Consider the following 22,373-nt stretch of genomic DNA (forward strand, 5'->3'; position numbering starts at 1 on the left):
TGCTTCTTGCGCAGCCGCCGCCGTTTAATTCAGGCCATTGTATTCCCTCCCTTCGCCCCTCCGCGGCGCTCCTTGGCGCATAGTGGCGGCAATCCACTGGTCCTCGCATCGCCCCACCTCCAACTCACGTCCCGCCATTGCCCCGATCCCCCGCTAGGCCAGCCTCCCCATGATCACCCGGAGCGATGCGGAGCAGGCCCTGCCCCTCGCGTTTGGCGCGGTAAAGTGCTGCGTCGGCGTCGGATTCCATCCGGCTCCAGTCGATGCGGGCATAGCGCGAGGAGATCGCCACCCCGAGGCTGGCGGAAATCCGGCTGACCGCCCCGGCGATGCGGGCCGGGGCCTCGATCCGCCGCACGATCCGCCGGCCCAGCTGCTCGAGCGCGGCGGGGTCCGCAATTCCGGGCAGCAGCAGCACGAATTCGTCGCCGCCGGTGCGGGCGATGGTGTCGCAGCTTCGGGTGATCGCGCGCAGCCGCGCCGCGACCTCGCACAGCATGGCGTCGCCCACCGCATGGCCGCGGCTGTCGTTCAACTCCTTGAAACGGTCGAGATCCATCGCGACCAGCGCGAAATGGCCGGGCGCCGCGTGCAGGGTTCCCTGGCGCAGCGCCTCGAAGGACAGCTGCAGCCCGCGGCGGTTGCTCAGCCCGGTCAGCGGGTCGGTGAAGGCCTGCGCCTCGGCCCGCCGCCGCGCCTCCTCCAGCCGCAGATTGGCCTGCGACAGCTCGTCCATCATCGCATTGTTGGCCTCGTGCAGGAACAGGAACTCCATCGCGAGGTCCGAGGGCGCAAAGTCGCGGTCGGTCAGCTCGTGGTTGCGGATCGCCTCGACCAGCCCGATCCCCAACCCGAGGTTGAAGACAAGCCCGCCATCCGCCAGCGCGATCGCCCGCCCCCGCAGCACCTGCCCGGGGTCGGCGCGGCTGCGCAGGAACACCCGCTCGGCCGCCGCAAGCTGCGCCAGGCTGGCGCCGGCGACCGGCCCGACCGCCTCGAACGCCGCATCGAAATCCCGGACCGGGCCGACCATGCGCTGCAGGGTCGAGCCGGCCGACAGCACCCGCCCGGCGGCATCCACATGCAGATGCATCGGCATCAGCATCAGCGCGGCGCGTTCCAGGTTCATGCCGCGCCCACGCTGGGGTCGCTGATCGAAAACGGCCGCCCCTCGTTGAAATCGACGACCGGGACATCGACCAGGATGGAATTGCCCCGGATCTCGATCACCGCCAGCACCCCGTAATCATCGGCCATGGCGTGCAGCACCCCGGCCAGCGCGTGCAGCCAGACCTCGTCGCAGGCGGGGGTGAGCTTCCAGCCGCGCGGCAGCGGCGCCACCGAGATCGCCGGCAGCTCGAGATCGCGCAGCACCAGCCGTGCCCGGCCACGCAATTCGTCAAGCGTGGTGACGAAGGAGGCAAAATCCCGCCCGGCGAAACGCAGCAGCCGCCGGATCGCCGAGCGCTGCGCGACCCAGGCGCCGATATCCCCGGCCAGTTCCGGGGGCGAGCAGCCGACCAGCGCCGCAATCTCGTGCAAGAGCCGGCGCGCCGTCGAATCATCCTGTTCGCACATCAGCTCGACCCCGCGCGGATCGACCCCCGCGGCGGTCGCCGCCGCCGTCCACACCGCGTCGCCATGGGTCTGGCGCGCGAAATATTCGATCGAGCGGTTGACGAGGCCGTGCATCCGATTCCCCCTGTTGCCCCGCCTCTATGGCCCGCAGACATTAAGATGCGGTGAATCAGTCCGGGAATCCGCAGGACAGCGCCTCGCGCATCTGCGCGACCTTCAACGGCGGCCAGCCCGATTCCGCGGCAAAGCCGGTCAGGCGCTCGTCGCTGGCGCAGATGAAATCGACCAGCGCGGTGGCGAAGGCCGGCGTCGGATCGGCGGCAAGACCCCGCAGATCGCCCGGCAGCAGCCCGCTTTCGGCGACCAGCGCCTCGATCAGATCGGGGTTGCGCAACAGGTGGTCGAGGATCGCCTGCGCCAGCAGGTCAAGGGATTTCCGGTCGATCATGCCCGATGCTTGGCCCCGGCCGGCGGATTTCGCAAGCACCGACTGCGGCGGCGGAAACGCTTTGTTAATGGTTTCGGTCTAGGAGTGAGTCGGGAGAGCACAGGCGGCGGGGGCGGAAAATTGATCGAGGGGCCAATCCTGGTGGTCGACGGCGCGGCCACGAACCGGATCACGCTCAAGGTGCGGCTGGCGGCGGCCTGTTACCAGCCGCTGACCGCACGGACCGGGGCCGAGGCGCTGGAGGCGCTGGAGGGCGCCCGGCCCAGCATGGTGCTGATCGGCGGAACTCCGGGCGACATGGACGCGATCGAGCTGTGCCGCCGGATCACTGCCGGCTCGGCGGTGCCGGTGGTGATGACGGTCCCGCAAGAGCGGCGAATCGCCGCGCTCGAGGCCGGGGCGGCGGCGGTGCTGGACATGCCGATCGACGAGATGGCGCTGTTCGCGCGGATCCGCGGGCTGATGCGCAACCAGCTTGCCGGCGTGGCCGGGCATGGCGGTGCCCATGGACCGGGGTTGGCCGAGGGGCAGCAGCCGTTCCGGCACGAGGCGCCCCCCCGCCCCTGCACGGCGCTGCTGATTGCGGGGGATGCCGGCGCCGGGCTGGGCTGGCGCCACGCGCTGCTGCCGCGGCTCTCGGCGCATCTGCGGATCGCCGACCCCGAGCGCGCCCTGGCCGAGGCGGCGATGGGGATGGTGCCGGATCTCTATCTCGTCGCCGCCGACATGATGCAGCCGGGCGATGGGTTGCGGCTGCTGTCCGAGCTGCGCTCGCGCCGCTCGTCACGGAACGCGGCGTTTGCGGTGGTGCTGGACCCGGCACGGCTGGAGATGATGTCGGTGGCGCTGGACCTGGGGGCGGGGGACGTGCTGACCTCGGGGTTCACCGGCGGCAAGGCGGCCGACGAGGCCGCGCTGCGGCTGACCGCGCTGATCCGCCGCAAGCTGGCCGCCGACGCCCAGCGCGAGGCGGCCGAGCGCGAACGCTCGCTGGCCTGGATCGACCCGCTGACCGGGCTTCCGAACCGGCGCTTCGCGCTGCCGCGGCTGGCCGAGCATTGCCAGGACGGACCCGGGCGGCCGGGCTGCGCGGTGGTCGCCATGGACATCGACCGCTTCAAGGAGGTGAACGACCGCTACGGCCATGCCGCCGGCGACGCGGTGCTGGCCGAGATCGCGGCGCGGCTGGAACGCTGCGTCCCGGCACCGGGCTTCGTGGCCCGCGTGGGCGGCGAGGAGTTCCTGACGGTGCTGCCGGGCCTTGCCGAGACCGAGGCGGCCGAGCTGGCACAGATCATGCGGGCGCAGGTCTCGGGGACCGCCGTGCACCTGCCCGGCCGCGACCCGGGGCTGGCGCTGCGGATCACCCTCTCTGCCGGGGTCGCCTGCCATGGCGCAGGCCCGGGCGGCGCGGGGCATTCCGGCGGAGCCTATGGCGTCGGCAGCCAGGCAGGCGAGAGCCATGCGAGCCTGATCCATCCGGGCGAGAGCCTTGCCGGCAGGCTTCATGCGGGCGAAGGCCAGCCGTGGGCAAGCCACCCCGACACCGGCCGCGCGGCGGCTGCGGCGCTGCTGGAACGGGCCGATGCGGCGCTACTGCGGGCCAAGCGCAGCGGCCGCGACCGGCTGATGGTCTGGCGCGAGGAAGCCGCGGCATGAGCGCGCCCCGGCTGCCGGGGCTGACCCGCCCTTGCCGCCAGGCTTGCCGGGCGCGGCGGCTGCAGCGCTGCTAGAACGGGTGGATGCCGCGCTGCTGCGCGCCAAGCGCAGCGGCCGCGACCGGCTGATGGTCTGGCGCGAGGAAGACGGGGCGTGAGCGGTCCGGCTGCCGTGGCTGATCCGCCCTTGCCACCAACTCGCCGTCGCCACAGGACGGGACCGGGGCCAGGCTTGCAGACGCTAGCTGATCTGCTTTTGTCGCCGGAGCTGCCTTAGCACCCTCGCTGCCGAAGCCACCGGAGCCGCCGAGGCACCCTCGCCGCCCGGTCCGCCTCGTCGCCCGAGCCACCGCGACCGCCTCAGTCCCCACCACCACCTCAGCTCCCGCAGCTCCCGCAGCCCCCGCCACAGCGGCGAAACCGCGCGCCTGCCCGGGGGACAACCCGCTTGCCGCAGCGCCCTGCCGCTGCTATGGCGACCGCCATGAACGGTTATTCCACCACTATCTGCATTACCGTCTGAGCAAGCGCAGGCGGGCCGTTCACGCGCGACATGGACCCCGCCACAGGGGGAACTCATGGTCGAAATCCAGCTGACCAACACCCGCAGTCGCTCGAAAGAGCGACTGGTTCCGATCGACCCGCAGAACCTGCGGATGTATCTGTGCGGGCCGACCGTCTATGACCGCGCTCATCTGGGCAATGCGCGGCCGGTGGTGGTGTTCGACGTGCTCTATCGGCTGCTGCGGCATGTCTATGGCGCGCAACACGTCACCTATGTGCGCAACTTCACCGACGTGGATGACAAGATCAACGCTGCCGCACTGGCCCGGCGGCAGGCGGGCGACCCCCGCCCGCTGGAAGACCTGATCCGCGAACGGACCGAGGAGACCATCGGCTGGTATCACGCCGACATGGACGCGCTGGGGGCGCTGCGCCCCGACCACGAGCCGCGGGCCACCGACTATATCCCGCAGATGATCGCCATGATCGAGGCGCTGGTCGCCAAGGGCCACGCCTATGCCGCCGAAGGCCATGTGCTGTTCGACGTGCGCTCCTTCCCCGAATACGGGCAGCTTTCGGGACGCTCGGTCGATGACATGATCGCCGGCGCGCGGGTCGAGGTCGCACCGTTCAAGCGCGATCCGATGGATTTCGTGCTGTGGAAACCCTCGGACGCCGAACTGCCGGGCTGGGACAGCCCCTGGGGCCGCGGCCGTCCGGGCTGGCATATCGAATGTTCCGCCATGTCCGAGGCGCTGCTGGGCCGCTCTTTCGATATCCACGGCGGCGGCATCGACCTGCAATTCCCCCACCACGAGAACGAGATCGCGCAAAGCTGCTGCGCCCACCCACATGACGAATTCGCCCGGATCTGGCTGCATAATGAGATGCTGCAGGTCGAGGGAAAGAAAATGTCGAAAAGTCTCGGCAATTTCTTCACCGTCCGCGACCTGCTGGATCAGGGCATCCCGGGCGAGGTGATCCGCTTTGTGTTTCTGATGACGCATTACCGCAAGCCGATGGACTGGACCGCCGACAAGGCGCGCGAGGCCGAGGCGGTGCTGCGCCGCTGGCGTGGTCTTGTCGCGGGCATCGAGCCCGCGGCAAGCCCGGCGCCCGCCATCGTCGCCGCGCTGGCCGACGACCTGAACACCGCGGGCGCCATTGCCGAACTGCACCGCATTGCCGAGGCGATCCGCAGTGCTACCAGCCCCGACGATCTGCAACAACTCACAGGTGGCGACACGCTGGAACTCAGGCGGCTTTTCGTCGCCAGCGCGGGGATGCTGGGGCTGCTGACCGAAGAGCTCGGCGGCTGGATCGCCCCTGCCCCTGACCTTTCGCCGCTGGTCGCACGGATGGAGGCGCTGCGCGCCGAAGCCAGGGCCAGCAAGGATTTCTCGGCCGTGGATGCACTGAAAACCGCATTGAACGCAGCCGGGGTCGAGGTCCGCATGAGTGCGCAAGGAGTGGAACTGATCCCCGGCGCCAGCTTCGATGCCGCAAGACTGCCGCAATAATCCCTCAGCCAGCCAAAAGGGCCAAGCCCATGACGCGCCAGCGCCTTTACCTTTACGACACCACCCTGCGCGACGGGCAGCAGACGCAGGGCGTGCAATTCTCAGCCGCGGAAAAGGCCGAAATTGCGCTTATGCTCGACACTTTGGGGGTGGACTATATTGAGGGCGGCTGGCCCGGTGCCAACCCCACCGACAGCGACTTCTTTGCCGATGCGCCGACGACGCGGGCCACGATGACCGCATTCGGCATGACCAAGCGCGCCGGACGCTCGGCTGCGAATGACGATGTGCTGGCGGCGGTGCTGGACGCGGGAACAAGGGCGGTCTGCCTGGTCGGCAAGACCCATGATTACCACGTGACCGAGGCGCTGGGGATCGGGCTGGACGACAACCTGACCTGCATCGCCGAATCCGTCGCCCATGTGGTGGCGCAGGGGCGCGAGGCGCTGTTCGATGCCGAGCATTTCTTTGACGGCTACACCGCCAACCCGGCCTATGCGCTGTCCTGCCTGCAAGCGGCACTGGACGCCGGCGCGCGCTGGATCGTGCTGTGCGACACCAACGGCGGCACCCTGCCCGCCCGGGTGGGCGAGGTTACCCGTGCGGTGATCGCCGCCGGCATTCCGGGCGAGCGGTTGGGCATCCACGCCCATGACGACACGGGCAACGCCGTCGCCTGTTCGCTGGCCGCGATCGAGGCCGGGGCGCGGCAGGTGCAGGGCACGCTGAACGGGCTGGGCGAGCGTTGCGGCAACGCCAGCCTGACCAGCCTGATCCCGACGCTGCTGCTGAAGGAACCCTTTCGCTCGACCCTGACCACGGGGGTGGGGGCACAGGCGCTGGCAAGCCTGACCCGCATTTCGCGCCGGCTGGACGAGATCCTGAACCGGGTGCCCCTGCGGGCCGCGCCCTATGTCGGCGCCTCGGCATTCGCACACAAGGCCGGGCTGCACGCCAGCGCCATCCTCAAGGCACCGCAGACCTACGAACATGTGGACCCCGCGACGGTTGGCAACGAACGGGTGATCCCGATGTCGAACCAGGCCGGACAGTCCAACCTGCGCGCGCGGCTGGCCGGTGCGGGGATCGAGGTCGCCCCCGGCGACCCGGCGCTGTCGCGCATCCTTGCCACGGTCAAGCAGCGCGAGGATCAGGGCTATGCCTATGATTCCGCACAGGGATCATTTGAACTTCTGGCGCGCGAGGAACTGGGCGCCCTGCCCGATTTCTTTGAGGTCGAGCGCTATCGCGTCACCGTCGAGCGGCGGATGAACGCGCTCGGGCACCGCATTTCGGTCAGCGAGGCGGTGGTGGTGGCCCGGGTCGGCGGGCAGCGGGTGATGTCGGTCAGCGACGGGCTGGGCGAGAATGGCGAGGATGCCGGGCCGGTCCATGCGCTGTGGCGGGCGCTGGCCAAGGATCTGGGGCCGTGGCAGGGCTCGATCGACCAGATGGCGCTGGCGGATTTCCGGGTGCGGATCATCGGCGCCGGCACCGATGCGGTAACGCGGGTAACCATCGATTCCATCGACCGCAGCGGCGCGGCCTGGTCCACCGTGGGCGTGTCGCCAAACATCGTCGATGCCAGTTTCGAGGCGCTGATCGACGCGATCCGCTGGAAGCTGATCCATGACGGCGCGGCATGACGGCTGAGGCGCTCGACGCGCTCGCGCAGCGACTGCGGGGCGAGGACCCGGACCGCTGGGCGATGGCGATGCTGGCCGCCCCCGCCGCGCGACCACGGCTGCTGACGCTTTACGCGCTGAACGCCGAGCTTGCCCGCACCGCGCTGTCGGCGCGCGACCCGCTGCTGGCCGGGATGCGGGTGCAGTGGTGGGTCGAGCAGCTGGCGGCGCTGCGCGACGCGCCCCCGCCTCCGCACGAACTGCTGTCGCCGCTGTGGTCCGCCTGGGGGGCCGACGCCGCGGCGTTCGCCCCGCTGGCCGAGGCGCGGCTGCACGACGCCGACCGCGAGCCCTTTGCCACCCCCGACGCGGTGGTCGCCTATGCCGACGCCACCGGCGCCGCGCTGATGGCCCATGCCGCGCAGGCGCTGGGGGCCGCGGATGGGCCTGCCCTGCGCGCGCAAGGCCGCGGCGCCGCGCTGGTCGCCTGGCTGCGCGCCCGTCCCGCACTGCAGGAACTAGGATTGGCCCTCGCCCGTCCCGAGCCCGCAGCCCTGCAATCGCTGGCCCGCACCGCCGCTGCCGCCTTTGCCGAGGCCGCCCGCTCCCGCCGCGAAATCCCGCGCGAGGCCGCCCCGGCGCTGTTCCCCGGCCCCGCCATCCGCCCCGCCCTGCACGCCGCGCTGGCGGCAACCATCCCCGCCGCCCCATCGGAGTTCACCCGCCGCGCAGCACTCGCCCGGCTGGCGCTGACCGGCCGCTGGTGGCTGTGATCCACAGGGAAACCCAACCCCGCATTCGCTTGATCGCCCGCCCGCCCCACGCTAACACCCGCGCACGGAGGCGTGGCAGAGTGGTTTAATGCACCGGTCTTGAAAACCGACGTGGGGGCAACCCCACCGTGGGTTCGAATCCCACCGCCTCCGCCACTTCGGTATCGAAAGGGCGGAAGCTAGCAGAGACGGCGATAAAGCGTGAGATACAATGATTCGGAAAATAAAAAAGAGCATTATTGCTCTTGCTGATCAGTTTGGATACGAGATTCGCAGGAAACCCGTTGCTCCTTCCGTGCGGGAGTTGACACATTTCGAAAGTTGCCTGCATCTTCTGGCAAATTTTCGCGAAACATTAAACATCGTCCAGGTTGGAGCAAACGACGGCGCGATTAACGATCCACTCTACGGCTTCATATCGAATTACCCGAAACGCACCCAAATTATTCTGTGCGAGCCTCAAGCCTACCTGATCCCGGAACTCGAAAAAAACTATGAGTTCCACAGTGGCAAATTTATCTTCAATGGCGCAATTGGCCCCGACCCTTCATTGAAGCTGTATCGCATAAAGCGAGAGTGCTGGCCCGATTGCTCAGCTGCCTATGCACAGGGATGGCCAGAATATCGAGCCCCCACAGGCGTCACCTCTTCAAGTTACGATCACGTCCTTACCTGGGCATCGAACCACTATAAGGGAAAGCTTCCACCAGGCGACATTATTGAAGATGTATCAGTGGATTGCGTCAATATGCGCGAGCTTTTGAGGCGAGCAGGCATGTTTGACTCTATTGACGTTCTTCAAATCGATGCCGAGGGCTTTGACGACCAGGTTATCTACGCCAGCGACATCGAAAGATTCCTGCCACCTGTCATCAATTTTGAATACAGAAACTTGCCGCCACAACGAGCAAAAGAGCTGAGCAAGTACTTGGCGGCGCACGGTTACGTATTATCCCAGCATGGCATTGATGGATTGGCAATCCACACAAGCCCTAAAAATAAAAGATAGCTGCGAAAGCCGATATCTGATCAGAAGATATGGAGGGGCATAACGCCAGTCGCGCCCGAGGCCGGCTTCTGCGATGCCTCGCCTCTGATTCGGGGGGCGACGGCGCGGACATGACGAAACGGGCGGCATGGCTGCCGCCCGCTTCCGGGGTAGCCCGCGGGGGTTCAGTCGGCGAGCGGCTTGCCGGCGGTCTCGCGGCTTGCGATCATTGCGATCAGCGCCACCGCGGCGGCGGCGACCAGATACCAGGCCGGGGCCATCTTGCTGCCGGTTAGCGCGATCAGCCAGGTGGCGACGAAGGGCGCGGTGCCGCCGAACAGCGCGTTGGCCGAGTTGAAGCTGAAGGCGAAGCCCGAGAACCGCACCTTGGTCGGGAATATCTCGGTCAGGAAGGTCGGCAGGGTGCCGTCGTTGATGGTCAGCAGCGCGCCGAAGGCAATCTGGATCAGGATGATCGTCCCCAGGGAGGCGCCGTCGAGCAGCGAGAACAGCGGCACCGTCAGCGCCATGAACAGCAGCGAGGCGGCGATCAGCGCCGTCTTGCGGCCGAAGCGGTCCGACAGGATCCCCATCAGGAAGATCAGCCCGATATAGACCGCAAGCGAGATGCTGGCGGCGAGGAACGATTCGGATTCGCCCATGCCCAGCTCGGTGATCAGGTAAGTGGGCATGTAGCTGAGGATCAGGTAGAAGCCGACGGCGTTGAGGCAGGTCACGCCGAAGGCGATCAGGATCTGCGGGCGATAGTCGCGGAACAGCTCGCGCACCGGCATGGCCTGGACGTGGTGGCGCTGCTCGAGCTCGCGGAACTTCGGCGTGTCCTCGAGCCGCAGCCGGATGTAGATCCCGACCAGGCCCAGCGGCAGCCCCAGCAGGAACGGCAGCCGCCAGCCGAAGGACTGCATCTGCGCGTCGCTCAGCAGCCAGAACAGCGTCGCCGACATCAGCGAGCCGGCCAGCAGCCCGGCCGCGGTGCTGGCCGGGACGATGCTGGTGTAGAAGCCTCGCTTCTGCACCGGCGAGTATTCGGCGATGAACGAGGCGGCGCCGGCATATTCGCCCGAGGCCGAGAAGCCCTGCACCATGCGGATCAACAGCAGCAGCGCCGGCGCCAGCATGCCGATCTGGTTATAGCCCGGCAGCAGCGCGATCGCGGTGGTGGCGCCCGACATGATCAGGATCGACCACGACAGCGCCGTGCGCCGCCCGACCTTGTCGCCGATGCTGCCCCAGATGATGCCGCCAAGCGGGCGGATGATGAACGAGATCGCGAACACCGCGAAGGTGGCCATCAGCGCCGCGCTGGGGGCGATATCGGGAAAGAACACCACGGCGATGACCGTGGCGAAATAGCCGTATGAGGCATAGTCGAACCACTCGACGAAGTTGCCGATGAAGCTCGCCGTCAGAACCTTGCGCAGGACGCCGGGCGCGACCTCCGTCTCGCGCGGCGGGGCGCTGTAGGCACCGCCGACGGCAACAGTTGCTGCCATGGTCTCCTCCCATGTGGTTGTCGCCGGTCGCGGACCGGCTATCGGTCCCGGCCCGCGTCTCCTCCCGCGGGCCGGTCGCTTCGGTCATCGGCCTGGACCGGGGCGCGCGGACGCGCCCGGACCTTAGGCGGCATTGGACTTTCCGGGCACGATCAGGTGCTGCGGGCCGTAGGGAAAGCCGGTGATGTTGCGGTTGCCACCCTCGGTGACGACGAGGATGTCGTGCTCGCGGTAGCCGCCGGCGCCGGGCAGGTGGTTCGGGATGGTGATCATCGGCTCCATCGAGACGACCATGCCGGGTTCGAGCACCGTCTCGCAGTCCTCGCGCAGTTCGAGGCCGGCCTCGCGCCCGTAATAGTGGCAGAGCACGCCGAAGGAATGGCCGTAACCGAAACTGCGATACTGCAGCAGGTTCTCGGAGGCGTAGATCTCGTTCAGCTCCTTGGCGATGTCCGAGCATCTGTTGCCGGGCACCAGCAGCTCCTTGCCACGGTCGTGGACGCGGCAGTTGACCTCCCACAGGCGAAGATGCTCGTCGCTGGCGGTCTCGGCAAAGAGCGTGCGCTCGAGCGCGACGTAGTAGCCGGCGACCATCGGGAAGCAGTTCAGCGACAGGATGTCGCCGCGCTGGATCTTGCGGCTGGTGACCGGGTTGTGGGCGCCGTCGGTGTTGATGCCCGACTGGAACCAGGTCCAGCTGTCCATCAGCTCGGCATCGGGGAAGGTCTTCGCGATCTCGCGCACCATGGTGGCGGTCGAGTGCAGCGCGACCTCGTGCTCGGGCACGCCCACCGCGGTCGCCTCGACGCAGGCGGCGCCGCCGATGTCGGCGATGCGCGTCATCTTCTCGATATGCGCGATCTCCTCGGCCGACTTGACCATCCGCAGCCGCATCGCGGCCTGCGAGATATCCACCAGCTCGACCCCCGGCAGCTCCTCGCGCAGCAGGTTCAGCAGGTCGATGTTGACGTGGTCGAACTCGATCCCCAGCCGCTTGACGCCCGGCGTCAGCCGGCGCACCGCGTGGAAGTAGTTGTCCTTCTGCCAGTCGGTGTAGGTCACGTTCCGGCCGCCGAAGGTGCGCCGCCAGGGCTGGCCGCCGTCGATGCCGGCGCTGATCGAGGTCAGGGCGTCATGGGTGACGACCAGGCCGTAGCGGCGGCCGAAATAGCAGTAGAGAAAATCCGAATAGTAATTGACGTTGTGATACGAGGTGAACAGTGCCGCGTCGATTCCGGCCTGGGCCATGTGGCCGCGGATCGCATCCACCCGCCGTTGCATCTCGGACCGGGAAAAGGTCGGCTTCGCCGGTTCACCATTGCCCGTATAGTCCTGAAAACGTTCGCGTTCCATAATTCTCCTCCGATTGTCGCGGGCGCTGCACGGGCCTCGCTTCCCGGGAAAAGGATCGCGATTCGGGGGGCGGATTGTCAAAAGACGGTTTTTCATGCAGTCTATGAGAAAATCTAAACCACCCCGGGGTCCGGTCCCGTGTCCCACCTGCCCCTCAATGCCCTGCGCGTCTTCGAAGCGGTGGCCCGCACCGGGTCGTTCCGCCGGGCGGCCGAGGCGCTGTTCGTCACCCAGTCGGCGGTCAGCCACCAGATCCGGCATCTCGAGGACTGGCTCGGCACGCCGCTTTTCGACCGCGAGGGCAGCCGGCCGCGGCTGCTGCCGCATGGCGAGGAACTGGCCCGCGCCCTCAGCCTGAGCCTCTCGGAGATCGAGAATGCCTGCCAGCGGGTCCGCAGCCACCGCGACGGGCCGCTGGTGATCGCGGCGATCCCCTCGGTCGCGGTCTGCTGGCTGATCCCGCGCCTCGCCGGCTTTCGCGCACTGCACCCCGAGATCGAGATCCGGGTGATCTACGCCATGCACGGCCGCGACATCGACTTTCGCGACGCCCATCTGGCCTTCGTCTTCGCCGCCGGGCTGCCCGAGCGCCCGGGCATCCGGGCCGAGGCATTCCTGCCGGGGGTGAGCGTGCCGGTCTGCAGCCCGCTCGCCCTCGCCCGGCTGGGCAAGACCAGGGCGGGGGTCGAGGACATCCTCGCGCTGGGGCTGCTGCACGACACCGACTCGTCGGGCTGGCGCAGCTGGCTGCAACGCGCCGGCCACGCGGCGCCGGCACAGTCGGGCGGCCCGGTGTTCGAGGATTTCAACCTCCTGCGCGCCGCCGCCCTCGCCGGGCAGGGGGTGGCGCTCTGCCCGGTCGCAATGATCCGCGCCGACCTCGATTCCGGCCGGCTGGTGCAGCTGTCGGAGCTGAGCGTACTGGAGGAGTTCGGCTACTACCTGCTTTCGGGCCCGGCCGCCGACATGGCCATGGCGCGCGAGGCCCGGGCTTTCCGCGACTGGGCCTTCGCCGCACGCGACGATGCCCCGAAGCTGCCGAACCGTGGCGAGAACGCGCCTGGCTGAGGGCACGCGGCCATTCGGAGAAAGGATGCGGGCAAATGCTGATGATCGGGTTGCCGAAACCACCCCGCGTTAACCCGGTGCAGGGCAATAGGACGACCTGCGAGATGATGAAACGGAATGCCGATGCTGCACAGCTTTACATTCCATTCCGGCCGGCTTCATGCGCACCGGCGCGAAGCTGGAAATCATGACCCGCGACCGCACTCCGGGGATATCGGTCGGCCGCAATTTGGGCTGATGCCGTGCGGCGTGCGCCCGCACCCGGCATGACGGGACCGCCGCCGCCCCCCGCTGAACGCACCCGCACCGGCGAAAAGCCGCCTGCGTTGCGGTTTCGACAGCACCTCCGGTGGGTTGTGAGAAGCTGCACCCCATGCCAAACAGGTACGATATTAAACCCAAGCTATAGCGGTCTCCGGGTGCTTGCGTGCCCGAACTGCCAAGGAGCGAATAATGACCGATGTCTTCGCGCCATTGCAGGTAGCCGTTAACCCACCCGATAGTTTCCAGCGCAACGAAAGACGGCGGGTGAAATGCCTAGCACCGGCGGCTGCAGATGGCCATAGCGATAGTGCCCGGCGACGTTGACGTCTGTCAGGCAACGGCAGCGGTTTCGTGGCACGGCGGGCATCCCGGCTAACCCCGTCTGCACGCAGACAAATCCGTCCTATCACGGACACCAGTTGGCGCTCGACCTTGACGAGTTGGCCAGAGTTCTGGGTGGGCGCGTGCTTCCGCAGGCGGATGCTTGCCGGGTTGCCAGCAGCACAAACGGTGCCTCCACCCAAGAATCTCCTCGGCCTCCAGGCACCGCAGTTCCAGACGCACTGCCCTCCCGGTTGCGCAGGTCAGGCGCCCGAGAAAGGATGAATATCCACCCTCCCGATCAGACCACTCCCAGGAAGCGGCGCAGCGAGCGGCCGAGGTCCTCGGGACGGTAGCCGCGGCCGATGAAGACGATCACGTCGTCATGCCGGCCGTCGGACTGTTCGGGCAGGATTTCCGGCGATTGCACCACCTTGCGCACGGTTTGCAGCAGCAGCCGGCCCGCAGGGGTGCGCACCACCCCCTTGACCCGCACCAGATCGTCGCCCCGCGCGTGCAGCAGCGCCGACAGCCACAGGGTGAAGGCGGACCAGTCGAGATCGAGCGGGATCGCCAGCTGGGTGGGGCGGATCGGTCCGCGCTCGTCCTCGGGACCCAGCGGCGGCAGGTGGACGGGCTGCGCATCCGGGGGTAGCGGCAGCAGCGGCACCTCTTCGCCCAGGCTGCTGGCCGACACCGTGGCATGGGGGTTCAGCACCGCCAGCGTCGCGCGCAAAGCCGCCAGCGCGGCGGGATCGGCGGCATCGGCCTTGGTCAGGACCAGCCGGTCGGCGGCGGCAATCTGGCGGCGGCCCAGCGGCTCGGTGCGCAGCTGCGCCAGCGCGTGCAGCGCATCCACGGCGACGACGGTCTCGGCCAGCAGGATATGGTTGATCAGCACCGGATCGCCTTGGATCGCGGCGACGATCGCGCCCGGGTCGGCCAGGCCGCTGGTTTCCAGGACCACATGGCGCAGGCGCGGCTGGTCGGCCGGGATGCGGCTGCGGGCATCGCACAGCTCGCGCAGCGCGGCGATCAGCCCTGCCCTGCCCTCGCAGCAGCAGCACCCGCCGGCCAGAAGCGTGATCCCCTCGGCCCCCTGCAACAGCGCGTCGTCGACCGGCACTTCCGCGGCCTCGTTGACGATGACATGCACCCGCGGGCCGAAACCGCCGACATGCAGCTGGTGGCGCAGCCAGGTGGTCTTGCCCGAGCCGAGATAGCCGCCCAGGATGGTCAGCCGCAGCCGGGTCTCGGCCGGATCGCCGTCAGTCATCGCCCAGATACCGCGGGTCGAGCGGGTCGATGGGCCGGCCGGCCAGGCGTTCGGCCTCGGCCCACAGCTCTTCCAGATTGTGGACGATAGTGTGCGCGCCCGACAGCGTGCCCAGCTGGATGCCCGGCACCGCGCCGCCGTCATGGGCGGTCAGCCCATAGGGGCGCAGCACACCGCGCAGCATGTCGGCGCGATGGAACCGGGCGCGCAGCCGGTCGCCGGGGGTGGCGGCGCCGGCCTCGGTCCAGTGGCCGGGGGCGGCGGGGTTTCCACAGGCATTGCACATGACATCCTCCGGTCTGGGACGGCACCGGGGCGGAACCCCGGTGCCGGATGGGGTCAGATCACGTCGGGGCGCTTGCCACCGTCGAAGGGGAAGCGCTGGCGGAAATCGGCGGCGATGTCCTCGAACGTCATCCATTCGACGCCCGAGTGCCCCGAGATATATTCGATCAGCCGCTCGAGCATCAGCAGCACCTGCGGGCGGCCCGACACATCCGGGTGGATGGTAAAGGCGAACACGGCATAGTCCATCTCGCGATACACCCAGTCGAACTGGTCGCGCCACAGCTCCTCGATGTCGCGCGGGTTCACGAAGCCGTGGCTGTTGGGCGACTTCTTCATGAACATCATCGGCGGCAGGTCATCGACATACCAGTTCGCGGCGATATCCACGAGGTCGATTTCCTTGCCGTGCTTCAGCGGGTGCATCCAGTCCTTGGCCGACTTGGAATAGTCGATGGTGTTCCATTCGTCGCCGACGCGGGCGTAGAAGGGCTGGAAGTCGCGATAACCTTGGCTGTGGTCATACTTGAACCCGTGCTTGAGCAGCAGCGCCGCGGTCGAGTTCGACATTTCCCACCACGGCGCCACATAGCCGCGCGGCGCCTGGCCGGTCAGGCCCTTGATCAGCTCGATCGACTTGACCAGCACGTCCTCTTCCTGGGTCGGGGTCATGGCGATGGGGTTTTCGTGCAGATAGCCATGGGCGCCGATCTCGTGGCCGTCATTGACGATCATCTCCATTTCCCTGGGAAAGGTTTCCAGCGAGTGGCCGGGGATGAAGAACGAGGTCTTGAGGTCGTATTTCTTGAACATGCGCAGCAGCCGCGGCACGCCCACCTCGGTCGCGAAGATGCCGCGCTGGATGTCCGAGGGGCTGTCGCCGCCGCCATAGGAACCGATCCAGCCGGCGACCGAGTCGATGTCGGTGCCGAAGCCGCAGATGATTTTCTTGGTCATGGGATTTCTCCTGAGGTGGTTGAGAAGTTAGTCCAGGGCGGGGCGGTCAGCGCGGCGGGCGCGGCGGGCGCGGCCGCAGGCGCGGGATATGGCCGGGCGTCGTCATCCCCTTATGGTCCGTTCCAGGGCCAGGCCCGCGGCCAGCACCGCCCGGTCGCGGCCGTGGCGGGCGTTGAGCAGCAGCCCGGTGGGCATCCCGTCGCCATCGCGGCCGTTGGGGATCGACAGCCCGCACCAGTCAAGGAAATTGCCCAGCGAGGTGTTCCGCAGGGTGCGGAAATTATGGTGGAAGAACACCTCCTCGTCGGCCTCGAGCGGCGCGATGGGCATGGCGGTGCCGGGGGTGGTCGGGCACAGCAGGATCGCATCGCCCAGCCGCTCGGCCGCGGATGCGATCAGGCGGCGGCGATGATCGTGCAGCCGGATCAGGTCGACCGCCGTCATCCGCTCGCCCATGCGCATCCGGCGCACCACCCGCGGGTCCATCCGCGCGGCATCAGGCCCGGCGATGCGCTCGGCATGGATGTCCAGCGACTCGGCCGAGCCCAGCGGGCCGAAGCGCGCACCCACCTCGATCACCTCGCGCAGTTCGGGCAGGGCGATGCGGCGCAGCCGCGCGCCGCTGGCCTCGATCCGGGCCAGGCTGGCCTCGAACGCCTGCGCGACGCCGGGGTCCAGATCGTCCAGCATCACCGCATCCGGCACCACGAAATCCAGCGCCGCGGCATCGGCGGCCGCCACCTCCGGCGCGGCCAGCCCGCGCAGCACCGCATCGGCCAGCACGCAATCCTCGACCGTGCGGGCCAGCGGGCCCAGCGTGTCGAAGCTGCGCGACAGCGGGAACACCCCCGCCATCGGGTGATGCCCGGTCGAGGTCTTGTAGCCGACGATGCCGTTGAACGCCGCCGGGATCCGCACCGATCCGCCGGTGTCGGTGCCGATGGACAGCGGCACGATCCCCGCCGCCACCACCGCGCCGCTGCCCGAGGACGAGCCCCCGGGCGAGCGGTGCACCGCCGGATCGCAGGGGTTGCGGGGGGTGCCGTAATGCGGGTTGATCCCGATCCCGGAAAAGGCGAACTCGGTCATGTTGACGGTGCCGATGCTGACCAGCCCCGCCCGCATCCCGGCCCGGGCCAGCGCCGCATCCTGCGCGGCGGGGGCGGCATCGCGCAGCACGGCCGAGCCCGCGGTGGTCACCGTGCCCTTCAGGTCGAACAGGTCCTTCCAGGCCAGCGGCACGCCGTCCAGACAGCTGGCCGGCAGCCCCGCCCGCAGCCGCTCGCGCGCCGCGCGCGCCTCGGCCTCGGCGCGCGGGCGGGTCAGGCGGATGAACAGCGCATCGTCGCCATACGCCTCGATGCGGTCATAGACCTCGGCCACCAGATCCAGCGGATCGCGGCGTCCCTCGCGCAGGTCGTCGGCAAGTTCCCGTGCCGTCTTGCACTCCATCACGTCACCTATTGCACGATCAGCGTGGCCTCGGCCGGATCCCAGGCCACATAGGCCGGGCTGCCGGTCGCAAGCATGTCGCGGTATTTGTCGGCGTGGCCCTCCAGGGACACGGGCTCGCCATTCGGCAGCGTCATGCCGATCTGCAGGATATGGCCGACCAGCTGCAGGCGGTCGATCATGCAGGGGATGACGTTGCTGCCGTGGCGTGCGCGGATTTCCGCCTCGCCCATGGTCGCGGGCAGGACGTGCATCGCCTCGGCCGGCAGCACGATCGAGGCGGCGTTGCCGGTGGCGGCGGGGCGCGCCGCAGGCTCGGCCCGCAAGATGCCGAAGGGCGTCTCGATCGACACCGAGTCGCCCCCCACCTGCCGCACCTGCCCCGAGATCAGCGTGTTCGAGCCGATGAACCGCGCCACGAAGATGCTTTGCGGCCGGGTATACAGCTCGCGCGGCGGGCTGACCTGCTCGACCCGGCCGGCGTTCATCACCACGATCCGGTCGGACAGCGCCAGCGCCTCGGACTGGGCATGGGTGACAAAGACGAAGGTGATGCCCAGCTCGCGCTGCAGCAGCTTCAGCTCGTTCTGGATCGATTTGCGCAGGTTGGCGTCCAGCGCCCCCAGCGGCTCGTCCAGCAGCAGGATGTCGGGCTCCATCACCAGCGACCGCGCCAGCGCGATCCGCTGCCGCTGCCCCCCCGACAGCCTCGTGGGCCGCACGTCGGCCACCTCGGACAGCCCCAGCATGTCGAGGGCGCGCCCGACCTTGCGCCGTGCCTCGGCGGTGGGCAGCTTCTTGACCTCGAGCCCGAACATCACGTTCTGCCGCACGGTCATGTGCGGAAACAGCGCGTAGTTCTGGAAGATCATCGAGGTCGGGCGCTTTTCCGGGGGCAGGTCGTTCACGCGCCTGCCCGCGATCAGCAGATCGCCCGACGAGATCGATTCGAACCCCGCGATCATGCGCAGCGTGGTGGACTTGCCGCAGCCCGACGGCCCCAGGAAGGCGATGAACTCTCCCTTCTCCACGTCCAGGTTGAAGTCGATCACCGCGGGGGTGCCGTTGTCGTACACCTTGCCGATATGCGAAAGTTGCAGGTCGTAGGCCACTGGTATTCCTCGGATTGCGGGCGATATGCGGCCGGGACGGCAAGGCCCCGGCCGCGCTGTGGCAGGATCAGGCCGAAAGGAACTCGTCCCATTTCTGGATCAGCAGGTCGTATTCGTCCGGCCACTGGTGCCAGTAGGCGACATTGGCCGCGCGGGTCGCCAGCGAGCCGCCGTCGCGCAGGTCTCCTTCCTTGATGCCGCGTTCCTCGGGGCCGACCCAGGGCGCGCCCTCGTACCAGAAGGCGTATTTCTCGGGGGCCATGATGTTCCTGACCTTGTCGTTGGGCGAGTAATAGCCCTGTTCCGACACTGCCACCGCCGGCGGACCCGACAGCCAGTAATCGGCGTAAGCCACGACGGCATCGAAGTTGGGCGAGGATTTCAGCGCCGACACCCCGATCGCCCAGCCGCGATAGCCGGTCTTCATCGTGGCGTAGGAGCATTGCACCCCCTGCGCCTTGACCGCCATCACCGCCGGCTGCCAGGCATCCGCCAGGATCATCTCGCCCGAGGCCAACAGGTTCACCAACTCGCCGAAATCGCCCCACAGCGCGCGGAACTGGCCTTCCTTCTTCTTCGAGATCAGGAACTTCGCGGCCTCTTCCACCGCGGCGGGGTCGGGGTTGCCGGGGTTCTTGACCTCGAGCAGCCCCAGCTCGTTCATCGCCATGATCGCCTGGCCAAAGGCGATCAGCGGATCAACGTTCAGCCCGGTCTTGCCCTTGAACTTGGGATCGAACAGCGACGACCACATCGCCGCCTCTTCGGCATCGACCAGATCCGGGCGGAAGCCGATCGAGTCGAAGTTGTAGACCGAGGGCACCATGTAAAGCTCGGTCTGGCTCTCGTCGGTCCAGATCTGGCCGGTGATCTGGGCGCGCGGTTCCCATTTGTCGCTGGGCTTGAGGAAGGATTCCCCGATCCCGGTCCAGTTGGTCAGCGACGACACCGGGATCGGCGCCACCAGATCGGTCTGCACGATCGAGGGCAGGCGCTCGGCGATGATTTCCCAGCAGTCATAGGCGGTCGAGCCCGACAGCAGCTCGGTCTGGGTGTTGGGGAAGATGTCGGCCTTGCCCGACACGGACCTGACGCCCGAGGCCGCCTTGAAATCGTTCAGGATGCGTTCCTGCACGGTGACGGACAGGCCGACGGTGCGCAGCTCCTGCGAGGCGAGGTCGGCGGCATAGGCCTGCTGGGCGCCAAGGAACGGCATCCCCGCAGCGGCCAGGGCCACCGTCCCTGCGGTTCCCTGCAGAAAACCGCGCCGTGACAGCGACTTGTGATACATACCTTTTTACCTCCCATTTTTCGGTATGCGGTTGTTCTTCGTCGCCGGACGTCAGTAGCGCCCGACGAGCAGTCCTCCGTCCACCACCACGACCTGTCCGGTCATGTAGCGGGCGCCCTCGGACGCCAGGAACAGGATCACGTCGGCGATGTCCTCCGGTTCGCCAAGACGGCCCATGGGAATGAATTCCCCGGCCTTTTCCGCGGCCTCGGGGCCAAGCGAGTTTTCCGCGGACAGAAGCTGCGCGGTGCGGATGTAGCCCGGCGCCACCCCGTTCACGCGGATGCCGTCGCGCGCCAGCTCGACCGCCAGCCCGCGCACCAGCCCCACCACCCCGGACTTCGCGGCCGAGTAATGCACATGCTCGTCCCAGCCGTAGGCCACGCCCATGATCGAGGACAGCGCCACGATCGCCCCCCTGCCCCGCGCCCGCATCCCCGGCAGCGCCGGACGGACCACGCGGAAGATGCCCTTCAGGTCGATGTCGAAGGTGTGGTCCCATTTCTCGTCGGTCAGGGCGGGCAGCGGCACCTTGTGGGCGATGCCGGCATTGGCGACGATCACGTCGATGCCGCCGCGCTCGGCCTCGATCCGGGCGACCAGCGCATCGGCGGCCTCGGTCGAGCGCACGTCCAGGTGGTGGAACTCGGCGCTGCCGCCGGCGGCGCGGATCTCGTCCACGCAGGACCGGCCTTCGGCCTCCAGCACGTCGGTCACCACCACATGATGGCCCGCGGCGGCAAAGGCTTTGGCAGTGGCACGGCCGATACCGATGCCGGCGCCGGTGATCAGCACGGTCTGGGTCATAGCATTACATCTCCGGAATTGGGGCCCAGCGTCTGGCCGACGAACAGCGCGGCCTCGGGCGAACACAGGAAGGACACGGCGGCGGCGACCTCTTCGGGCTCGCCGAAGCGGCCCAGCGGCAGCTCGGCCGCCTTGGCGCGCTGCCAGTCTTCGGACAGGCTGCGCACCAGCGGCGTGTTGATCGGCCCCGGCGCCACGGCATTCACCCGCACCCCCTGCGCCGAGACCTCGCGGGCCAGCGCCTTGGTCATGCCGATGATCCCCGCCTTGGCGGCGCTGTAGTGGACCAGCTCGACCCCGCCGATCTGGCCCAGCTGCGAGGCGATGTTGACGATCACCCCTGCCCCGCGCGCCAGCATCCCCCCGATCACCGCGCGGCTGCACAGGAAGCTGCCGCGCAGGTGGACGGCGATCATCCGGTCGAAATCCTCGGCCGTCAGATCGCGGAACAGCGCCTGGTGCACATGGCCGGCATTGTTCACCAGATGGGTGACGGGCCCAAAGGCAGCCTCGGCCGCGGCGACGATGGCGGCGACGTCGCCCTCGTCCGACACGTCGCCCGCACAGCTGGCGGCCCAGGGGCCGATCTCGGCGGCCACCGCGGCGGCGGCCTCGGACCGATAGTCGTTGACCATCACGTTGAAACCGTCCGCGGCCAGCCGCAGGGCGATCGCCCGCCCGATCCCCGATCCCGCGCCGGTGACGATGACAGTGCCCATGGTGCTCATGCGATATCCTCCTGCATCGCGATCTTGCGCGCCCGGCGCACCGACAGCCCCATCAGGATCCCGTAGACCGACAGCAGCGCGAACGAGAACAGCGTCGTCAGCACCCCAAAGGCGAAGATGTTGGGATGGATCTCGACCGAGAAGGTGCCGTAGATCGCCAGCGGCAGCGTCTGGTCCCGCCCCGAAGCGAACAGCGTGCGCGGGAACTCGTCGAGGCTGAGGGTAAAGGCGAACAGCATCGCCGACAGCACCCCCGGGAAGATCAGCGGAAACGTCACCTTTCGGAAGGTGGTCCAGGGGTCCACGCCCAGCGACCAGGCCGCCTCTTCGACCGAGGCGTCAAAGCGGTTCAGCACCGCCAGCATCACCAGGAAGGCAAAGGGGAAGGTATAGGCGACATGGGTGGCAAAGGCGGTGGTGTACCAGTGCCGCTCGATCCCGATCACGTTGTTGGCCAGCAGCGAGGTGCCCAGCCCGGTCAGCACGCCCGGCACCATCATGCCCAGCACGATCAGGTAGAACACCGGGCCCGAGCCCTTGAACCGGCGCCGGAACGCCTGCGCCGACATCACCCCCAGCACGGTTGAGACCACCATGGTCATCAGCGCCAGCAGCAGCGAACGCACCAGCGCCTCGCCGAAGGGCAGCGGCGCCACCCGCGACGGCGGGGTCAGCCCGAACAGATGCCGATACCAGTAGGTCGACCACTCGATGATCGGGAACTGCGGCCCGCCCTCGGGGCCCTGCTGGAACGACAGGATCGTCAGCACCACGAAGGGACCATAGAGAAACAGCACGAACAGCGCGACATAGACGGCCAGCACGGGTTTGAAGACACGCGATTCCATGGC

The 22,373-nt window shown here is 68.1% G+C and carries 21 protein-coding genes and 1 tRNA gene; 8 read left to right on the top strand and 14 right to left on the bottom strand.

Annotation, left to right across the window (positions count from 1 at the left end; genetic code table 11):
- Positions 1-124 precede the first annotated feature (124 nt).
- The 3 genes from RSP45_RS05475 to RSP45_RS05485 are packed head-to-tail and all read right to left on the bottom strand — an operon-like array spanning position 125 to position 2,026.
- Positions 125-1,129: a diguanylate cyclase domain-containing protein gene (locus RSP45_RS05475; RefSeq protein WP_415393532.1), complete on the bottom strand. Its 1,005-nt coding sequence runs from the start codon at positions 1,127-1,129 to the stop codon at positions 125-127.
- Positions 1,126-1,692 carry a heme NO-binding domain-containing protein gene (locus tag RSP45_RS05480; protein ID WP_415393533.1) on the bottom strand — a complete coding sequence of 189 codons (567 nt, stop codon included), beginning with the start codon at positions 1,690-1,692 and terminating at the stop codon, positions 1,126-1,128. The genes RSP45_RS05475 and RSP45_RS05480 overlap by 4 nt, the downstream gene beginning before the upstream one ends.
- Positions 1,693-1,747: 55 nt before the next feature.
- The gene (locus RSP45_RS05485; RefSeq protein ID WP_415393534.1) at positions 1,748-2,026 is read right to left on the bottom strand and encodes a DUF3572 family protein; all 279 of its coding nucleotides are present in this window, start codon (positions 2,024-2,026) and stop codon (positions 1,748-1,750) included.
- Between the two features lie 120 nt (positions 2,027-2,146).
- Here RSP45_RS05485 and RSP45_RS05490 point away from each other — a divergent pair, with 120 nt between their 5' ends.
- The 7 genes from RSP45_RS05490 (at position 2,147) to RSP45_RS05520 (ending at position 9,115) form a co-directional block, all read left to right on the top strand.
- Positions 2,147-3,685, top strand: a complete 1,539-nt coding sequence (locus tag RSP45_RS05490; protein ID WP_415393535.1) for a diguanylate cyclase domain-containing protein — start codon at positions 2,147-2,149, stop codon at positions 3,683-3,685.
- 31 nt (positions 3,686-3,716) lie between these two features.
- A complete protein-coding gene (locus tag RSP45_RS05495) occupies positions 3,717-3,842 on the top strand; it encodes a hypothetical protein (protein WP_415393536.1) in 126 nt (41 codons plus the stop codon).
- A 420-nt stretch (positions 3,843-4,262) separates the two neighbouring features.
- Complete coding sequence (cysS, locus tag RSP45_RS05500; RefSeq protein ID WP_415393537.1) at positions 4,263-5,708, top strand: cysteine--tRNA ligase; 1,446 nt, start codon at positions 4,263-4,265, stop codon at positions 5,706-5,708.
- A 29-nt stretch (positions 5,709-5,737) separates the two neighbouring features.
- Positions 5,738-7,354 (top strand): citramalate synthase, encoded by a 1,617-nt coding sequence (gene cimA / locus RSP45_RS05505; protein ID WP_415393538.1) that lies wholly within the window; start codon positions 5,738-5,740, stop codon positions 7,352-7,354.
- Positions 7,351-8,106, top strand: a complete 756-nt coding sequence (locus tag RSP45_RS05510) for a squalene/phytoene synthase family protein (RefSeq protein ID WP_415393539.1) — start codon at positions 7,351-7,353, stop codon at positions 8,104-8,106. Before cimA ends, RSP45_RS05510 begins: the two co-directional genes overlap by 4 nt.
- 66 nt (positions 8,107-8,172) lie before the next feature.
- Positions 8,173-8,262: transfer RNA gene (locus RSP45_RS05515), tRNA-Ser, on the top strand.
- A 55-nt stretch (positions 8,263-8,317) separates the two neighbouring features.
- Positions 8,318-9,115 carry an FkbM family methyltransferase gene (locus RSP45_RS05520; protein ID WP_415393540.1) on the top strand — a complete coding sequence of 266 codons (798 nt, stop codon included), beginning with the start codon at positions 8,318-8,320 and terminating at the stop codon, positions 9,113-9,115.
- Between the two features lie 164 nt (positions 9,116-9,279).
- On the opposite strand, the gene RSP45_RS05525 is transcribed toward RSP45_RS05520, so the two are convergent.
- Together RSP45_RS05525 and RSP45_RS05530 are read right to left on the bottom strand one after the other, a co-directional pair.
- Complete coding sequence (locus tag RSP45_RS05525; RefSeq protein ID WP_415393541.1) at positions 9,280-10,608, bottom strand: MFS transporter; 1,329 nt, start codon at positions 10,606-10,608, stop codon at positions 9,280-9,282.
- 123 nt (positions 10,609-10,731) lie between these two features.
- On the bottom strand, positions 10,732-11,961 hold the full coding sequence (locus RSP45_RS05530; protein ID WP_415393542.1) for an aminopeptidase P family protein: 1,230 nt from the start codon (positions 11,959-11,961) through the stop codon (positions 10,732-10,734).
- A gap of 138 nt (positions 11,962-12,099) precedes the next feature.
- Here RSP45_RS05530 and RSP45_RS05535 point away from each other — a divergent pair, with 138 nt between their 5' ends.
- Entirely contained in the window at positions 12,100-13,029 is a 930-nt protein-coding gene (locus RSP45_RS05535; protein WP_415393543.1) for a LysR substrate-binding domain-containing protein, read from the top strand.
- A gap of 886 nt (positions 13,030-13,915) precedes the next feature.
- Here the strand turns inward: RSP45_RS05535 and RSP45_RS05540 are convergent.
- The 9 genes from RSP45_RS05540 to RSP45_RS05580 all read right to left on the bottom strand — a co-directional run bounded on the left by RSP45_RS05540 (position 13,916) and on the right by RSP45_RS05580 (position 22,370).
- Positions 13,916-14,890, bottom strand: a complete 975-nt coding sequence (locus RSP45_RS05540) for a CobW family GTP-binding protein (protein WP_415393544.1) — start codon at positions 14,888-14,890, stop codon at positions 13,916-13,918.
- Positions 14,883-15,176, bottom strand: a complete 294-nt coding sequence (locus RSP45_RS05545) for a hypothetical protein (RefSeq protein WP_324327437.1) — start codon at positions 15,174-15,176, stop codon at positions 14,883-14,885. The genes RSP45_RS05540 and RSP45_RS05545 overlap by 8 nt, the downstream gene beginning before the upstream one ends.
- A gap of 53 nt (positions 15,177-15,229) precedes the next feature.
- A complete protein-coding gene (locus RSP45_RS05550) occupies positions 15,230-16,132 on the bottom strand; it encodes a polysaccharide deacetylase family protein (protein WP_415393545.1) in 903 nt (300 codons plus the stop codon).
- Between the two features lie 102 nt (positions 16,133-16,234).
- Positions 16,235-17,584, bottom strand: a complete 1,350-nt coding sequence (locus RSP45_RS05555) for an amidase (RefSeq protein WP_415393546.1) — start codon at positions 17,582-17,584, stop codon at positions 16,235-16,237.
- A gap of 8 nt (positions 17,585-17,592) precedes the next feature.
- Positions 17,593-18,696, bottom strand: a complete 1,104-nt coding sequence (locus tag RSP45_RS05560; protein ID WP_415393547.1) for an ABC transporter ATP-binding protein — start codon at positions 18,694-18,696, stop codon at positions 17,593-17,595.
- A gap of 67 nt (positions 18,697-18,763) precedes the next feature.
- Positions 18,764-19,987: an ABC transporter substrate-binding protein gene (locus RSP45_RS05565; protein WP_415393548.1), complete on the bottom strand. Its 1,224-nt coding sequence runs from the start codon at positions 19,985-19,987 to the stop codon at positions 18,764-18,766.
- 51 nt (positions 19,988-20,038) lie between these two features.
- Positions 20,039-20,794 (bottom strand): SDR family NAD(P)-dependent oxidoreductase, encoded by a 756-nt coding sequence (locus RSP45_RS05570; protein WP_415393549.1) that lies wholly within the window; start codon positions 20,792-20,794, stop codon positions 20,039-20,041.
- Positions 20,791-21,522: an SDR family NAD(P)-dependent oxidoreductase gene (locus RSP45_RS05575; RefSeq protein WP_415393550.1), complete on the bottom strand. Its 732-nt coding sequence runs from the start codon at positions 21,520-21,522 to the stop codon at positions 20,791-20,793. Before RSP45_RS05575 ends, RSP45_RS05570 begins: the two co-directional genes overlap by 4 nt.
- Entirely contained in the window at positions 21,519-22,370 is an 852-nt protein-coding gene (locus RSP45_RS05580) for an ABC transporter permease (RefSeq protein ID WP_415393551.1), read from the bottom strand. The genes RSP45_RS05575 and RSP45_RS05580 overlap by 4 nt, the downstream gene beginning before the upstream one ends.
- Positions 22,371-22,373 lie beyond the last annotated feature (3 nt).

The sequence above is a fragment of the Paracoccus sp. SJTW-4 genome, assembly GCF_047716885.1.
Taxonomy (GTDB): Bacteria; Pseudomonadota; Alphaproteobacteria; order Rhodobacterales; family Rhodobacteraceae; genus Paracoccus; species Paracoccus solventivorans.

Bases quoted from the DNA above. Each gene is read 5' to 3' on its own strand.
- RSP45_RS05485 (WP_415393534.1), bottom strand. From the start codon at position 2,026: ATGATCGACCGGAAATCCCTTGACCTGCTGGCGCAGGCGATCCTCGAC.
- RSP45_RS05510 (WP_415393539.1), top strand. From the start codon at position 7,351: ATGACGGCTGAGGCGCTCGACGCGCTCGCGCAGCGACTGCGGGGCGAG.
- RSP45_RS05550 (WP_415393545.1), bottom strand. From the start codon at position 16,132: ATGACCAAGAAAATCATCTGCGGCTTCGGCACCGACATCGACTCGGTC.
- RSP45_RS05575 (WP_415393550.1), bottom strand. From the start codon at position 21,522: ATGAGCACCATGGGCACTGTCATCGTCACCGGCGCGGGATCGGGGATC.
- RSP45_RS05570 (WP_415393549.1), bottom strand. From the start codon at position 20,794: ATGACCCAGACCGTGCTGATCACCGGCGCCGGCATCGGTATCGGCCGT.
- RSP45_RS05525 (WP_415393541.1), bottom strand. From the start codon at position 10,608: ATGGCAGCAACTGTTGCCGTCGGCGGTGCCTACAGCGCCCCGCCGCGC.
- RSP45_RS05540 (WP_415393544.1), bottom strand. From the start codon at position 14,890: ATGACTGACGGCGATCCGGCCGAGACCCGGCTGCGGCTGACCATCCTG.
- RSP45_RS05530 (WP_415393542.1), bottom strand. From the start codon at position 11,961: ATGGAACGCGAACGTTTTCAGGACTATACGGGCAATGGTGAACCGGCG.
- RSP45_RS05475 (WP_415393532.1), bottom strand. From the start codon at position 1,129: ATGAACCTGGAACGCGCCGCGCTGATGCTGATGCCGATGCATCTGCAT.
- cysS (WP_415393537.1), top strand. From the start codon at position 4,263: ATGGTCGAAATCCAGCTGACCAACACCCGCAGTCGCTCGAAAGAGCGA.
- RSP45_RS05555 (WP_415393546.1), bottom strand. From the start codon at position 17,584: ATGGAGTGCAAGACGGCACGGGAACTTGCCGACGACCTGCGCGAGGGA.
- RSP45_RS05520 (WP_415393540.1), top strand. From the start codon at position 8,318: ATGATTCGGAAAATAAAAAAGAGCATTATTGCTCTTGCTGATCAGTTT.
- RSP45_RS05580 (WP_415393551.1), bottom strand. From the start codon at position 22,370: ATGGAATCGCGTGTCTTCAAACCCGTGCTGGCCGTCTATGTCGCGCTG.
- RSP45_RS05545 (WP_324327437.1), bottom strand. From the start codon at position 15,176: ATGTGCAATGCCTGTGGAAACCCCGCCGCCCCCGGCCACTGGACCGAG.
- RSP45_RS05565 (WP_415393548.1), bottom strand. From the start codon at position 19,987: ATGTATCACAAGTCGCTGTCACGGCGCGGTTTTCTGCAGGGAACCGCA.
- RSP45_RS05480 (WP_415393533.1), bottom strand. From the start codon at position 1,692: ATGCACGGCCTCGTCAACCGCTCGATCGAATATTTCGCGCGCCAGACC.
- cimA (WP_415393538.1), top strand. From the start codon at position 5,738: ATGACGCGCCAGCGCCTTTACCTTTACGACACCACCCTGCGCGACGGG.